This window comes from Pseudomonas sp. DCB_BI (genome assembly GCF_026240995.1).
Classification (GTDB): Bacteria; Pseudomonadota; Gammaproteobacteria; order Pseudomonadales; family Pseudomonadaceae; genus Aquipseudomonas.
In genome coordinates, this window is record NZ_JAPFCG010000026.1 from 1 (window position 1) to 13812 (window position 13812).

A 13812-nucleotide genomic window follows, 5' to 3' on the forward strand; every position below is an offset into this window, starting at 1 on the left:
CCCCGCAGGCTTGAGGCTGATGCAGTACCTGGGGAAACAACTGGCTTGCTCAATTTCTAGAATCCAGCGCGATCCCTGTGGGAGCGGGTTTACCCGCGAACACCGGCGGAGCCGGTGCCATGCACCGTGTTGGATTCTTCGCGGGACAAGCCCGCTCCCACAGGTACCCCCGCAGGCTTGAGGCTGATGCAGTACCTGAGGAAACAACTGGCTTGCTTAATTTCTAGAAACTAGCGCGATCCCTGTGGGAGCGGGCTTGTCCCGCGAACACGGGCGAAGCCCGTGCCATCCACCACGGCGTGGGTTTCGGGGGCAAGCCCGCTTCCACAGCTGGGCAACCCGTTCGTCGTTCAGCATTGCGGTTTGCTGTTCGATCTCAACCCATTCACCGCTCTCACTCCAGATTCTAATGCCCTATCAAGACACAAGCGGGCATGTCCGCGAAGAAACCAACGCGGTGGAGGGCACCGGCGTTGCCGGTGTTCGCGGGTAAACCCGTTCCTGCAGGTGTGTGTTGCCTGCATCAGCTGTGACAGCAGTGGGGCTTGTCCGGCTGCCCTGCATAGCGGTCATGGTGGCGCACCCAGTCCATGGTCCCGCTTTCATTACGTCCCAGTGGCGCAATGTCGAGGAAGTTGTAGGTATTGACCAGGATGTCCAGCCCGCGGGCATAGGTCGAGTAGGTGTGGTACACGCTGCCGTCCGTGTCGCGGTAGAACGCACTCAAGCCGGGCAGCTCGCTTTCATTGCCGTCATAAGGCTCATAGTTGTACTGGCGCTCGCCTGCATTGCCAACACTTACGCCAAAGTCCTCGTTGAAGCCGCTGCCATGCGACGAATACCAGCGGAACTGCCAGCCCATGCGCTGGCGGAATGCCTGGAATTCGGCATAGGGCGCGCGTGACACGGCCACCAGCGACACGTCGTGGTGGGTCAGGTGCAGGTTGGCGCCGTCAAAGTGGTCGGCCAGGAACGAGCAGCCGGGGCAACCCTCGCTCCAGCCTTCGGCGAACATGAAGTGGTATAGGAGCAATTGGCTCCGGCCTGCGAACAACTCGCCCAGGCTCAACTCGCCGTCTGGCCCGTGGAAGCGATAGTCGTGCTCGACTTTGACCCAAGGCAGTGCGCGACGCGCTGCGGACAGCGCGTCGCGGTGGTGGGTGAAGGCTTTTTCGTGCAGCCACAGTTGCCGGCGGGCCGCCAGCCACTGGCTGCGGGAAACCACCGGGTGCCTGCTTTCGCTGGTGCTCATGGTGCTTCTCTCCACGCTGTGGGATTCACACACTAGTCGAGCACGTGCTCGGTGAATCGACAGGCACCGGTGGCCGGGCGATGAGCGGAAGCCCCTCAGCCCGAATGGGCGATATGCCCCTCGGTCCGTTCATCGGCCGCCTCATCCTCGCCGGGCAATGCAGTGATCACGCTGAAGTCGCTGATTTCCACCTTGCCGCCGCCATAGCCCAGCAAGTGGAAGGAGAAAGCCTTGCGCTCGGTCGGGTTGTCGAAGCCGAACTCCATTTCCAGCGGCTGGTCGGCGGTGACTTTGACTTCTTCCGGCAGGCCCAGTGGCACATCCTGCTCCAGCTGCTTGGCCTTGAGCTGGATGTAGGCTGCACGCTTGGGGTCCAGCGAGCGTACCTTGACCCGCACGCGAGTATGCGAGCCCTCGGGCATTTCCAGGTACTGGGCGCCAATCAGGTTGTCGGCCCAGTCATCCTGAATGCGCTTGCGCAACTTGATCGGCGCAGGGCCGCCGAACTGGTAACGCAGGTTGAGCGGGGTTTGCATCAGGGACTGATCCAGTACCCCGGCCAAGGCGCCAACCTGCTGACCGAGCAAGCTGTCGCCGGGCCCCAGGTAGCGGGCCTGGTCGGCGATGAAGCCTTCGCTGGCGTAACGCCTGCAGCGCTGCTGGAAGTCGCACTCGGTGAACACGCCCTGGCCATTGTGGTAGCGCAGCATGCCGTTGGTGTAGGCGATCATCTCACGGCCAGTGTCATAGTCGCGGTACAGCGAGCGACCGCCCAGCGCGATGGGGATGGGCAGTGAGAAGTAGTCGAGCAGCGATGTCGCCAGGTCGACATGGCCGTATGTGCCACGCTTGATGTGCGGCAACTGGGCCTGCTCCGGTGCCAGGGTAAGGTTGAAGCCCCACGACGAAGCCAGGCGCACACCATCGATGCCGTGGGACTCGTCGGAAGTCAGCACAACCAGGGTGTCCTTGAGCACGCCCTGACGTTCCAGGCCGTCGAGAAATGCCCCGACGGCATCATCCAGGTAGGCCACCGCCGCCTGTTTCGGGGTGTCGTAGCGTTCAAGGTATTCGGCCGGGGCCGAATACGGCTGGTGAGTGCCCACGGTAAGCAAAGTCAGCATCCAAGGCTTGTCCTGCTTCTGCAACTGGCCGACGTAGCCCAAGGCACCTTCGAAGAACGCGCGGTCATCCTTGCCCCAGGGAAAATCCAGGTAATTCTTGTTGCGGAACCACTCCAGCCCGTGCACCGAGTCGAAGCCGATGTGCGGCATGATGCGGTCCTTGGCCATGAAGCGCAGGCCTGCGCCCTGTAGGTAGTGGGTGGTAAAGCCGGCCTGGCGCAGTTGCGCCGGCAGGCAGGCCTGGTTGCGTTCGTTCTGGGTCAGCAGCTCCACGCCCTTGGGCGTGCCGTTGGCCAGTTTGTCGTAGTCACCGCACAACATCGCGTACAGGCCGCGGATGGTTTGATGAGTGTGTAATACGTAGTCAGGGGTGTTCATGCCGCGCTCGGCCCACTTGCTGAGCTTGGGCATGAGGTCTTCGTCGAAACGGCTGTGCAGCGCCTGGCGGTTGGGCCGCAGGTAGGCGCCGGGGATACCTTCCATGGTGATGACCAGCAAGTTGCGCGCGCTACCCGGGCCGGCAAGCAGGCGTTGGCCATGCAGGTCGGATTGGGTCAGGCCGGCGCTGGGCAGCGGGGTGAAGGGCTGTGTCTGGCCCATCCAGCCTTCGACCTGGCGTTGCAGGTCGCCGACACCGGCAGACATCAGCTGGTGAGTGAGGTTGTATTGCCGCCACTGGTCGGCGTCCGAAGGCAGCACGTGTTGGCTGCCCCAATGGGCGGCGAACAGCAGTACCGGTATGGCCCAGGCCTTGCGCGGCAGAGGTTGGCTGAGCGCTGCGCGGCTGCGCCAGGCGCTGGCCAGCCAGGCCAGCAGGCCGCCGCCCATGACCCAGGGCAGCCAGGCATGGGCCATACCGCCGCCGGTCGAATTTTCCATGAACTGCGGGTCGAGCAAGTAGGTCAGGTCGGCGCTGGTGGGCAGGCGGCCCACCGCGCTTACAAGTTCGGCAGAGGCGACCCAAAGAGCCGCCCAGGCCAGCAGTATGGGGAGGGCCAGCCACCATGGCCGGCGGTGCAGCAGCAACAGCAGCAGGCTGCCGAGTGCGAGGTCGGACAGGTAACCGAGCGGGTTGGACCAACCCAGCATGGCGCGCGTACCCAGTGGGATCACCAGCACCAGGCCTGCCAGGGCGGCAAGCCGGATACGTGGGTGGTCGGACAGGTTCTTCACAAAAACATCCCTTTTGCCATTAAATCGTCATACATCTGTGCATGATGATAACAGGCCAGGGCAGGTAACGCGGTCGGCTACAAGGCTGGTAACCATTTGCCGGGCCCGCCTGGCGGGGCCCGGCCAGTTGTAACTGTCAGAAGTAGTAGGGGAATTTCAGGCTGAAGGAAAAGTCCGGGGCATCATCGGTCAGACCAATGGACAGGTTGGGCACGATGGTCAGGTTGTCGGTGGCGGCGAAGGTCAAGCCGATGTTGAAGTTGGCGGCGTTATAGTCACTGTTGGAGATCGACTGCCAGTCGCCGCCGTCCGGTTTGATCTTGCTCTTGCGGGCGAACTGGTCCGACACCGAGAACGACATGCTCATCTTCTCGTTGAGGGCAAAGGCGATACCGCCGCCGATCTGCCAGGAGTCGCCGAGCTTGACGTCACCCGGGACCTTGCTGTTGACCTGCGGGCTGATGTCGCTGAACGAGTCCTCCATGTTGTAGGTGTAGGACAGGCTGCCGAACAGCACGGCCGGGTCGAAGGTTTTCACCAGCGATATGCCCGGGGTAATCGACCACACGCCATTGCCGGTCGGCAGGCTTTCCGGTACCGACAGGTTGCTGTTGCCATCGACCTCGCGCAGCTTGATGCCGTACGGGTCCTTGCCTGTCGGCGCCTTGATGCGCAGGGTTGCGACTGCGTCGGGCCAGGTTTCGTCCTCGTCGAGGAACTTGTAGGCCACGCCGACGTTGACATCGCCAATCTCGGGGTCGCGGGTCACCGACGCGTCAGACGTGCTGGCCCCGGCGCCACCTGCGCCACCCGACGAGTAAGTCGACTCGCGGTACACCACGGGCACGTTGATGTCGAACTGCCAGCGCTGCGCCAGGTTGTAGCGCGCGGTCATGTCCAGGGTCCAGTTATCGGCCTTGATGCGGTCGAGGTTGATGCTGCCGAGAAAGATCGAGTCCAGGGCCAAAAAGCCGTTGAGGGTCAGCGCACGGGTATCGTAATGGGTATAGGTGACGCCGGTTTCGAAGCTGAACTTGCCCCCGCCAAAGAATCCGCTGGCTTCGTCATACAGGTTGGAAACGCTTTGCGCCGGCTCGGAATCGGCCGTCAGCGCTTGGCCGTAGGAGCTGCCTGTGGTGCCCGGTGCGCCAGAGGCAACGGTCTGTGCACCTTTCACGCCCTCGGCGGGAGACTTGACCAGGCGTCTGGGTTGCGCGGCAGCTGGGGCCTCCTCGACCTGGCGCACACGTTGCTCCAGCACCATCAGCGCCTGTTGCTGCGCCTCATAGCGGCGTTTGAGTTCAATCAGTTCCTGTTTCAGCGCTTCGACTTGTGGGTCGGCGGCTGCGTAAAGTGCGGTGGCGGGGGCCAAGGTAGTCAAGCACACAAAAGCTCTGAGCGTAAAAGATCGGTACATGGAGTTGCCGTCCCTTCCAACTACTTTTGATGAGACTGAGCGTAGATCAGTATCCGAAGGTGCGAAGACCTTTGAGCTGGTCGAGGCTACCGTTCAGCGAAGCCGCTGTCGGCACGCTCTCGCGCATGACAACGTTCAGGGTGGTGACGTTGTTGACCAGGTTGCCGTTGCCAAGCAGCGTCGAGTTCTGCAGCAGGCCACCTTGGGCCAGGCGTTGCACGCTGCTGCCCTGGTTGTTGCTGGCATTGATGTTGACCTGCACGCCCACACCACTGGAGGACACACTGAGCGCGCCGGCGCCATTTTCCCCGACCAGGGTCTGCCCGGCGGCCAGTACCTGGCCTTGCTGTTGGACGGCGGGGGCCTGGTTCGCTTTGGTCACGTTGATATCGACGTTGTTGTAAGCGGCGTTGTTGTCACCGGCGGCACGGACCACCTGGGTCACACCTTCGGTGGTGGTCAGGCCTTTGCCGCCCGTTACCACGCCAGTCCCGGCAGTAGAAGCGCTGCTCGGCGACGTACCTGCGCCTTTTTTATCAATCATCGATACATAGAACTGGGGTTTGATGGTCGATTGCTGAACTTGCAGCGTTGACGTTGCCCCGATCACATCCCCTTTTGTATTTTGCCAGGTGCTGGACATGACGATGCCGAAGCTCACGATTCGTCCGGGCATCACATAGCGGCCCCGCAGGTTCGCCAGCTCCTGGTCCTTCAGTTCGATGGGTTTCAACACCTCTGCGTGACTGGGCAAGCTGGCTGCCAGGCAGGCGATGGCCAACCACAATGAAGTCTTCATGAAATGCTCCCTGGAGCCTCATGCTCCTTGTCATTAGAACAGTCGTTAGAAGAAGTCGCTTTTGATGAAGCCGAAGTCCAGCAACTCTGCGTCCTGCACGGGGGTGAAGTTGTTCACCCGGCCCTTGGCGGTCAGTGGCAGGGGCGGGTCGAGCAGGATGTTGTTCTTGTCGTAACCCTGGCCGATCACGGCGAAGATGATGCCGTTCCAGCCCTTGAGAAAATCGTCGACCTTGTAGCGCCGGTGCCCCAGCACGGGATCACCCACATATACCCAGCCCCTGTCGACTTTTTGCATGACCACGAAGTGTTTGTAGCCACGCACGTCCATCAGCACCACGACCGGAATGCGCACGCTGTGCAACGTGTCGGGGGCTACCCGGTAGCCGCGGGCACGCATGCCCAGGCTTTCGACGTAGCGTTTCATGTCGAGCATCGAGAAGCCCTGGGTACGCACCAGGTCCTGGTCGGCGTGGGCGAGCATGCCTTCGATGATCTGGTGTTCGTCGACGTCCAGCCAGTAGGCCTGGCGCAGGATGGTCGCCAGCGCGGCGGCGCCGCAGCTGAAGTCGGTCTTCTGTTGCACCAGGTCGGCGAACTTGCGTTCGCGTAGGCTCTGGATAGGCTTGAACACGACAGCGCCGCCCGGCAGGACGGACAGCGGCATTTGTGCAGCTTCGCTCACGCTGGCCAGGCACAGCAAAAACGCCAGGGCAATAATGCGCATGATCGGATGCCTTCTTGTTCTGTGGAAGAAAGGCCCCCCGAAGGGGGCCTCAAGCGCAGCGATCAGAACGAGGTGTTGGAGATGGCCAGCGAGTTGCTTTGCTGGTTGCCCACACCGGCAGCCACGTTCACGCCCAGGTTGCCGCTGCCACCGTTCACCGAACCGCTAAGGGTTGCAGTGTTGGTAACTGGGTTGGCCCAGCCGGTCGGGGTCAGCACTTGGAAGGACACGGTATTGCTCAAGTCGTAAGCACTGCTTTCGCTGTAGCTCTTCGAGACGTCGTTGGACGACTGATGCGATTTCTCGCCAGACTTGGCGTATTCGGACGCCGAAGCGTTCTCGTACGAGGACTCGTGGGACTTCGTGTACGAAGAATCGCGAGACTTGTCATACGACGATTCGCGCGACTTGTCGTAGTTGGAGTCGAAGGCCTTCTCGAACGACGAGTCGTATGCACTTTCGCGCGACTTGTCGACCGAGACATCCAGCGAAGCGTTCAGCGAGCCATCGAAGCTGCTGCTACGGGTGCGTTCGCGACGACCGTCGTCCGTGGTGACAGTGCGGGTGGCATCAGCTGCAGCGGCCAGGCTGGCGTTGAGGCTGGCACTGCTCGACGAGCTGGCGCTGCCACTGGCCGAGCCGCTGGCGCTCCAGCCATTGGAGCCGCTGGCAGTCATGCTGCTGGAGCCACTGGCGTTGCTGGATTTCGACCCGGCCGAGTTCCAGCCACTGGAGCCGCTGTTGCTGGCGCTTTGCGAACCGGCCACGCTGAAGCTCGAAGACGAGCTGCGGTCGTCGGTCGAGTTGAAGGTGCCGTCACGCGAGCTCGAGCCGCTGGCCGACTTGGTGATGGTAATCGTATCCACCCGGTAGGTGCGGTCGGCGCTGTTGTTCACGGTCAGGCCAGGGCCGTCCTGGTTTGCCGAGGCGGTGGCGGTCGCATTACCCAGCGGGGCGCCCGTGTTGGCGATGGCCATGGTGTTTTTCTGCTGGTTGAGGTCGCCACCGGCAATGTTGATGCCGATGTTGCCCTCAGCCCCGCTGGCCGAGCCACTCATCAAAGCAGAAGACTGCGTCGAGTAGTTGTCTACGCGGTTGTCGCTGCTGGTCTGCTGCACGTCGGCAGTAGCGCTGGCCATACCGAACACGAAGCTGTTGTCCAGGCTCGATTCGGAGCCGGCATTGGCGATGGCAGCCGCATTGTCCTGCTGGTTGCCGTTACCGGCCGCCACGTTGATGCCGACGTTGCCGCTGGAGCCAGTGCCCGAGTCGCTCATCTCGGCTTCGTTGATGGTGCCTTGGTTGCTGATGCGGTTATCGGTACTGGACTGGGTATCCCAGGCGTTGGCCGTTGCATACACAGGGATCTTGGTGGGTGGAGGCGTGTGCTGACCATTGTTATGGTGGCCGTTATGGTGGTCATTGCGCCGATCGTTTTGCCCAGCTTGTACAGCAACAGCCATGACCGCAGCAATTGCGAAAACCAGAGGCTTGATTGCCATCGAGGGTTTCATGGTGATTCTCCGTACGCTATTAGGTTAAGTGTCGTTCTTGACTGAAAGGGTCAATCCGCGACCCGGATGCTCAAGGTGTTGGCCATGCGGTTTCCCACCCCGGCACTCTGGTTCAACTGGATCACCCCACGGCTACCGGTGAAGGCCTGGTCACTGGTGGTGACCTGGCGATAGCCGGCTGGAATGTCAGTTGCTCCGGAGTTGTTGATCAGCGCCACGTTCTGTTGCATGAGTACGCTGTCGTCGATGCTTTGCGGTTGCGCGCCAACGCTGATGCTGAGGGCGTTGGCTTGCTGGGTATTGGCGCCGGCGCTCTGGTTCACGCCCAGGGCACCACTGCCGTTGCTGAAGGCGTTGCCCCGAATGGTCGCGTGGGCGTCCATTGCAGGGTCGGCCGGGGTATTCAGGCGTTGGCGGATCTGCGTGCTGGCGCTGGCTTCGGGGCCGACAGCGATGGCACGCGCATTGGCCTGCTGCTGTTTGTCGCCAGCGGCCTGGTTGACAGAGAGGTTGCCCTGATAGCGGCTGCCGGAACTGTCGATATCGGCGTTGTTGATGACGGGAACGAGGGATTGCGCGAAGACCGGTGCAGTGCACAGGGTGGCCAGCATCAGCAGCGTGAGCTTCATCTCACTTGCCCCCGCCAGTCAGGATCTGCAGCGGCGCCAGGCCGCGCTGCACACTTGAGTTGACCATGTTGGCGATACCGTTACCCGAGCCACCCGTGCCACGGCCACCTGACAGGTTGGGTAGTTGGTTCTGGTTGCCGAGGTTTCCACCGAGGTTGTTGGTCTGCTGGGTGATCAGGTTGCTGATGCCGGCGCCACTGCTGATGCTGGCGAAGTCGCCGTCACTCAGCTCGTTGGTCTGCTTGAGCACGTAGGCAGATGGGTTGGCATTGACGGTGGTGGGGTTGGGGTCAGGTATCAGCGGCGGAATCGTCGCGTTTCGCACCTGGACATCGCGGGTGATGATGATGATCCCCTTGTCGGCCTGCGCCGTCAGGCTCAGCGACCCCAGTACACACCCAATCAGCAAGACGTGATAAAGGCGATTGTCTGTTTTCCTCACGACGGCAATTCCTTCTTTGAGCGCTGGGCCTGTTCAGCGATGCGAACAAGAGAGCAGAAGGTGTGCCGCTTTCGGGAATCGTTTTCAGATCAATGGGTTAGCGCCAGAGGCTGACAAATCGCGGCGCATTTTGTCTCAGCCGTGAAACAGATAGCGGCAGGCGTCGCCGGCGAAACCAGCAGTGGCCTTGACTGGAAAGGTTTTTGCAGGGGTGTTTCATCAGCTTGACACTGCCCCCGGATCGGGGGGCGGGCCCGCATTTTCGGGGGCTTTGCCCCAGCGGAGTGTGTCAGCGGCTTAACACGCTTGGCGATAGGGTGGCGGAGTGCTATCAATGAGCTTAGCCACTGTTTGCAGGGCCAGCAACTGGCGCTGCGGCCAATTGCCATCAATGATTTTGTAGGCTTGGTCATTTTGTTCGAGCCAGCGCAGGCTGTCATCGAAAAAGCGCTGACGGTCGCCCGGCTCGGGTTGGCAGCGCTGCCCATCGGCGACCCACTCCACCCCTTGCGGGCTAAGCAACAGGTGCAAGTCATAGCGCCGTGCCAGCAATGCCTGCTCCATCCAGGCTGGGCAGTCGTCGAACAGCGCTTTGCTCCACAGCATATTGCTCAGCAGATGGGTGTCCAGAATCAGCAACGGCGGGGCCTGCTCCCGGGCGTGGTCTTCCCACGCCAGCTGGCCGCGTGCGATGGCTGGGATATCGGCATAACAGGTGTCGCGGCCTTCCTGGTCGATGAAATGGCGCACGTACTCGGCCACCACCACGCCACCGAAATGCGCCTGGATCACGCCGCTGAGCCAGCTTTTGCCGCTGGATTCCGGGCCGCACAGCACCAGTACTTTCATCGCCTGTTGCATGCTCATGCCTGCACCAGCGCCGGGTCACGGCGCCATTCCAGCCAGCCGCGCACCGCGATCAGGGTGAGCACGGCAAAGAAGCCGGCAGTGAAGTACAACTGCTGGTGCAGGTACTGGCCCACATAGATGACGTCGACTGCCACCCACAGCGGCCAGCATTGCAGGCGTTTTTGCGCCATCCACCATTGCGCCACCAGGCTGAAGCCGGTCAGGCTGGCATCCAGCCAAGGCAGGGCGGCATCGGTCCAGTTGGCCATGGCCGTACCCAGTGCGACGCTCAGCACAAGCCCGGCAGCAAGGCCACCGAAGAGTGCCGGGCGTTGCAGGCGGGTGACCTGACGGGCGTCTTGCGCGTGGCCTGGGCGCTTCCATTGCCACCAGCCGTAGAGTTGCAGGATGGCGTAGGCCAGTTGCAGCAACATGCCCGAGTACAGTTTGACTTCGTAGAACAGCCAGCCGTAAATCAGCACCATGACCAGGCCGATTGGCCAGCACCAAGCGTTCTGCTTGACCGTGAGCCAGACAGCGGTGACGCCGAGGACGGCGGCGATGAGTTCAAGGCCGGACATCGGCGATCCTTGGCGGCTGCGGGGGAGGGCCGCGATTGTAGCTGTTCGTGGTGTGAAGGTGTAGCGCGCCAGCGATTCTCAATGCATGCAGAGAACGTGCTGGTGCTACACGCGGAACTGGCGCAGCAACTGCTCCAACGCCTCGCTCAACTGCCCCAGCGCTACACCGGCATCGCTCGATTGGCGCGCCGCATCGGCGGTCTGCTGGGATAGCCCGGCGGTATCCAGCACATTACGGTTGATCTCCTCGACCACATGCGATTGTTGCAAGGTAGCGCTGGCGATGGAGGCATTCAGGGCGGTGAGGTTGTTCAACACCTGGTTGATGGCGTCCAGGCTGGCGCCGGCCTCGCGGGCTTGCTCGACGGTCTGGCGCGACGCCTCGCTGCTGGTATCGATTGCCCGGACAGCGGCGTCCGACTGGCTCTGCAGGTGCTCGATCATGGTATGGATCTCAGCCGTGGACTGCGCCGTGCGCTGGGCCAGCAGGCGCACCTCATCGGCAACCACGGCAAAGCCACGGCCTTGCTCGCCGGCCCGAGCGGCTTCGATGGCCGCATTCAATGCCAGCAGGTTGGTCTGTTCGGCAATCGAGCGAATCACGTCAAGCACACCGCCGATGCGCGTGCTGTGCCCGGCCAGGTCGCGGATCACCTGCACGGCCTGGTCGATGGTCAGCGAAAGGCGGTCGATCTGCGCCAGGCTGCCGTGGATGGCCTGCTGGCCGTGCGTTACCTGCTGCTGTGCGGTGCGCATTTCACCGGCAGCCTGTTCGGCCGTCTTGGCCACGTCCTGCACCGCATAGGTCACTTCATTGACTGCCGTGGCCACCTGGTCCATCTGCAGTGATTGCCGGGCGCTGTGCTGTTGGGCGGCACCGGCGTTGTCGCCGACATGCCCGGCAGACTGGGCCAGCGCGTGGGCGGCCCCCTGCAACTGGCCGACTACGCCTTGAAGCTTGCCGTTGAAGCGGTTGAAGTGTTCGCCCAGTTGGCTGATTTCGTCATGGCCATGGGTGTCCAGGCGCCGGGTCAGGTCGCTTTCGCCACTGGCGATGTTGCCCATGGCTTGCACCGCCTCCTGCAAGGGGCGGGCGATGCTGCGAGCAATCAGCATGACCACCAGCGCCATCAGCAGGGCAATGCCCACGCCCACCAGCGAGACATCACGCAGCTGGCGGGCGAATTCTGCCTGCACATCATCGACGTATACGCCCGAACCGATGATCCAGCCCCACGGTTTGAACAGCTGTATATAGGAGGTCTTCGCCACCGGTTCGCTGGCGCCGGGCTTGGGCCAGCGATAATTGACCGGGCCGGCATCCTGCTGGCGGGCCAGGGCGACCATTTCGTTGAAAACGGCAAAGCCGTCCGGGTCGCGGATGGCCGACAGGTCCTGGCCGTCAAGCTTGGGGTTGGCCGGATGCATGATCATCCTCGGCCCCAGGTCGTTGATCCAGAAGTAGTCGTCGTGGTCGTAGCGCAGCGCGCGCACTACCTGCAGCGCCTGCTGCTGGGCGGCTTCGCGGCTGAGCGTGCCGGCCGCCTCCAGGCCCTGGTAGTAGGCCAACACACCCGCAGCGGTCTGTACCACGTGGCGGGTTTTTTCCGCCTTGGCCTGGTACAGGTCACCGTGGATCTGGCGCAGCATCAGCAGCCCCAACACCACCAGCATGGCTACTGCCACCACGAGGATCAGCCACAGGCGACGGCTGATCGACATTGATCTCAGAGTCTTCATCCAGGAGCTCCCGCATTGTTCTTGTTATTCAGATGCATCCAAGCATGCTTTGCACCCAGGGCCCACCAGACTAATGGCTAAGTGCTATCTTCGTGGCAGTCTGCAGCAGGGTCGAACAAGCCGATTGCAAAGGCGCTCTGTTAGCATTTCGGCCGCGCTGGATGAAACCTTTAGCGGGCGTGAACTTTTCCACTGGCATTGGTCCCAACAGTCGCTGTAAAACAGCCGGGCCGCGTGCGGCAATCACAAGCAAATCAAGAACAAGGGGCCTGCGACGCGCAGCGCTCCATCGGGGGAATGATGGATTTTTGGACTGCCTTCCAGGCAATCATCTTGGGCGTGGTGGAAGGGTTGACGGAGTTTCTGCCGATCTCCAGTACAGGCCACCAGATCATCGTCGCTGACCTGATCGGTTTTGGCGGCGAACGGGCCATGGCTTTCAACATCATCATTCAGCTGGCGGCGATCCTGGCGGTGGTATGGGAGTTCCGCAGCAAGATTCTCGAAGTGGTTTTCGGCCTGACCAGCCAGCCCTCAGCGCGGCGTTTCACCGGCAACCTGCTGTTGGCGTTCATGCCGGCCGTGGTGCTGGGTGTGCTGTTCGCCGACCTGATTCATGAGTACCTGTTCAACCCGATCACCGTCGCGGCTGCGTTGGTAGTGGGCGGTGTGATCATGCTCTGGGCCGAGCGCCGCGACCATCGCGTGCAGGTTGACCACGTGGACGAGATGCGCTGGAGCCATGCCCTGAAGATCGGTTTCATCCAGTGCCTGGCGATGATCCCGGGCACTTCGCGTTCCGGTTCGACCATCATCGGCGGCCTGCTGTTTGGCCTGTCGCGCAAGGCGGCGACCGAGTTTTCGTTCTTTCTGGCGATGCCGACCATGGTCGGTGCAGCGGTCTATTCAGGCTACAAGTACCGTGACTTGTTCCAGCCCGCTGACCTGCCAGTGTTCGCGATTGGTTTTGTGACCTCGTTCATCTTCGCCATGATCGCGGTACGGGCGCTGCTCAAGTTCATTGCCAACCACAGCTATGCGGCGTTTGCGTGGTATCGCATCGTGTTCGGCCTGTTGATCCTGGCGACCTGGCAGTTTGGTTGGGTTGATTGGTCGACCGCACATGGCTGAGGCGCTGCGGGGGCAAAGGGTTGCTGGGGTGCAGAATGCGCGCCTGAAGCTGCTGGTGTTGGTTGTGTTGTGCCTGTTACCGGGCCTGGGGGCGGCGCGCATGGCCTGGAATGACCAGGCCTGGTGGCCGCTGGCCCTGTACCCGGCCATGAGCCTGATCAGCCTGTTGCTGTATTGGCAGGACAAGCAGCAGGCGCGTACCCAGGCCTGGCGGACACCCGAGAAAGTGCTGCATGCCAGTGAACTGCTGGGCGGATGGCCCGGGGCGTTGCTGGCACAGCAACTGTTCCGGCACAAGACGCGCAAGGTTTCGTACCAGCTGGTGTTCTGGGTGATCGTGCTGGTGCATCAGGTGTTCTGGGCGGACTGGCTGTTTTTTGATGGGCGCTATCTGCCTGTTGGTTGAGGCGTGGCTGCCCCGGCGTCTTCGTAGGC

At 62.0% G+C, this 13812-nt stretch carries 13 protein-coding genes and 1 pseudogene; 2 read left to right on the forward strand and 12 right to left on the reverse strand.

What is annotated here, in order from left to right; genetic code table 11:
* Nucleotides 1-523 precede the first annotated feature (523 nt).
* From OO258_RS23675 to mcpP, 12 genes and pseudogenes are all read right to left on the reverse strand, one after another.
* The gene (locus OO258_RS23675) at nt 524-1252 is read right to left on the reverse strand and encodes a DUF899 domain-containing protein (protein WP_266033305.1); all 729 of its coding nucleotides are present in this window, start codon (nt 1250-1252) and stop codon (nt 524-526) included.
* A gap of 95 nt (nt 1253-1347) precedes the next feature.
* The gene (locus OO258_RS23680) at nt 1348-3549 is read right to left on the reverse strand and encodes an LTA synthase family protein (protein WP_266033308.1); all 2202 of its coding nucleotides are present in this window, start codon (nt 3547-3549) and stop codon (nt 1348-1350) included.
* 136 nt (nt 3550-3685) lie between these two features.
* Nucleotides 3686-4966, reverse strand: a complete 1281-nt coding sequence (locus OO258_RS23685) for a transporter (protein ID WP_110744341.1) — start codon at nt 4964-4966, stop codon at nt 3686-3688.
* Between the two features lie 46 nt (nt 4967-5012).
* Nucleotides 5013-5765 (reverse strand): hypothetical protein, encoded by a 753-nt coding sequence (locus OO258_RS23690; RefSeq protein ID WP_266033313.1) that lies wholly within the window; start codon nt 5763-5765, stop codon nt 5013-5015.
* Between the two features lie 45 nt (nt 5766-5810).
* The gene (locus OO258_RS23695; RefSeq protein ID WP_266033316.1) at nt 5811-6491 is read right to left on the reverse strand and encodes a C39 family peptidase; all 681 of its coding nucleotides are present in this window, start codon (nt 6489-6491) and stop codon (nt 5811-5813) included.
* Between the two features lie 62 nt (nt 6492-6553).
* The gene (locus OO258_RS23700) at nt 6554-8005 is read right to left on the reverse strand and encodes a heme utilization protein (RefSeq protein ID WP_266033319.1); all 1452 of its coding nucleotides are present in this window, start codon (nt 8003-8005) and stop codon (nt 6554-6556) included.
* Between the two features lie 50 nt (nt 8006-8055).
* Nucleotides 8056-8634: an adhesin gene (locus tag OO258_RS23705; protein WP_266033322.1), complete on the reverse strand. Its 579-nt coding sequence runs from the start codon at nt 8632-8634 to the stop codon at nt 8056-8058.
* 1 nt (nt 8635) lies between these two features.
* The gene (locus tag OO258_RS23710) at nt 8636-9076 is read right to left on the reverse strand and encodes a hypothetical protein (protein WP_110744336.1); all 441 of its coding nucleotides are present in this window, start codon (nt 9074-9076) and stop codon (nt 8636-8638) included.
* 297 nt (nt 9077-9373) lie between these two features.
* On the reverse strand, nt 9374-9943 hold the full coding sequence (locus OO258_RS23715) for an AAA family ATPase (protein WP_266033328.1): 570 nt from the start codon (nt 9941-9943) through the stop codon (nt 9374-9376).
* Nucleotides 9940-10506: a nicotinamide riboside transporter PnuC gene (gene pnuC / locus OO258_RS23720; RefSeq protein ID WP_266033330.1), complete on the reverse strand. Its 567-nt coding sequence runs from the start codon at nt 10504-10506 to the stop codon at nt 9940-9942. Before pnuC ends, OO258_RS23715 begins: the two co-directional genes overlap by 4 nt.
* 105 nt (nt 10507-10611) lie before the next feature.
* The gene (locus tag OO258_RS27785) at nt 10612-11346 is read right to left on the reverse strand and encodes a methyl-accepting chemotaxis protein (protein WP_416309229.1); all 735 of its coding nucleotides are present in this window, start codon (nt 11344-11346) and stop codon (nt 10612-10614) included.
* 138 nt (nt 11347-11484) lie between these two features.
* Nucleotides 11485-12246 (reverse strand): annotated as a pseudogene (mcpP, locus tag OO258_RS27790) (methyl-accepting chemotaxis protein McpP); the annotation flags it as partial.
* Nucleotides 12247-12546: 300 nt separating this feature from the next.
* On the opposite strand from mcpP, the gene OO258_RS23730 reads away from it, so the two are divergent.
* Nucleotides 12547-13377, forward strand: a complete 831-nt coding sequence (locus tag OO258_RS23730; protein WP_110744451.1) for an undecaprenyl-diphosphate phosphatase — start codon at nt 12547-12549, stop codon at nt 13375-13377.
* A complete protein-coding gene (locus tag OO258_RS23735; RefSeq protein WP_266033338.1) occupies nt 13370-13783 on the forward strand; it encodes a DUF1294 domain-containing protein in 414 nt (137 codons plus the stop codon). Before OO258_RS23730 ends, OO258_RS23735 begins: the two co-directional genes overlap by 8 nt.
* Nucleotides 13784-13812 lie beyond the last annotated feature (29 nt).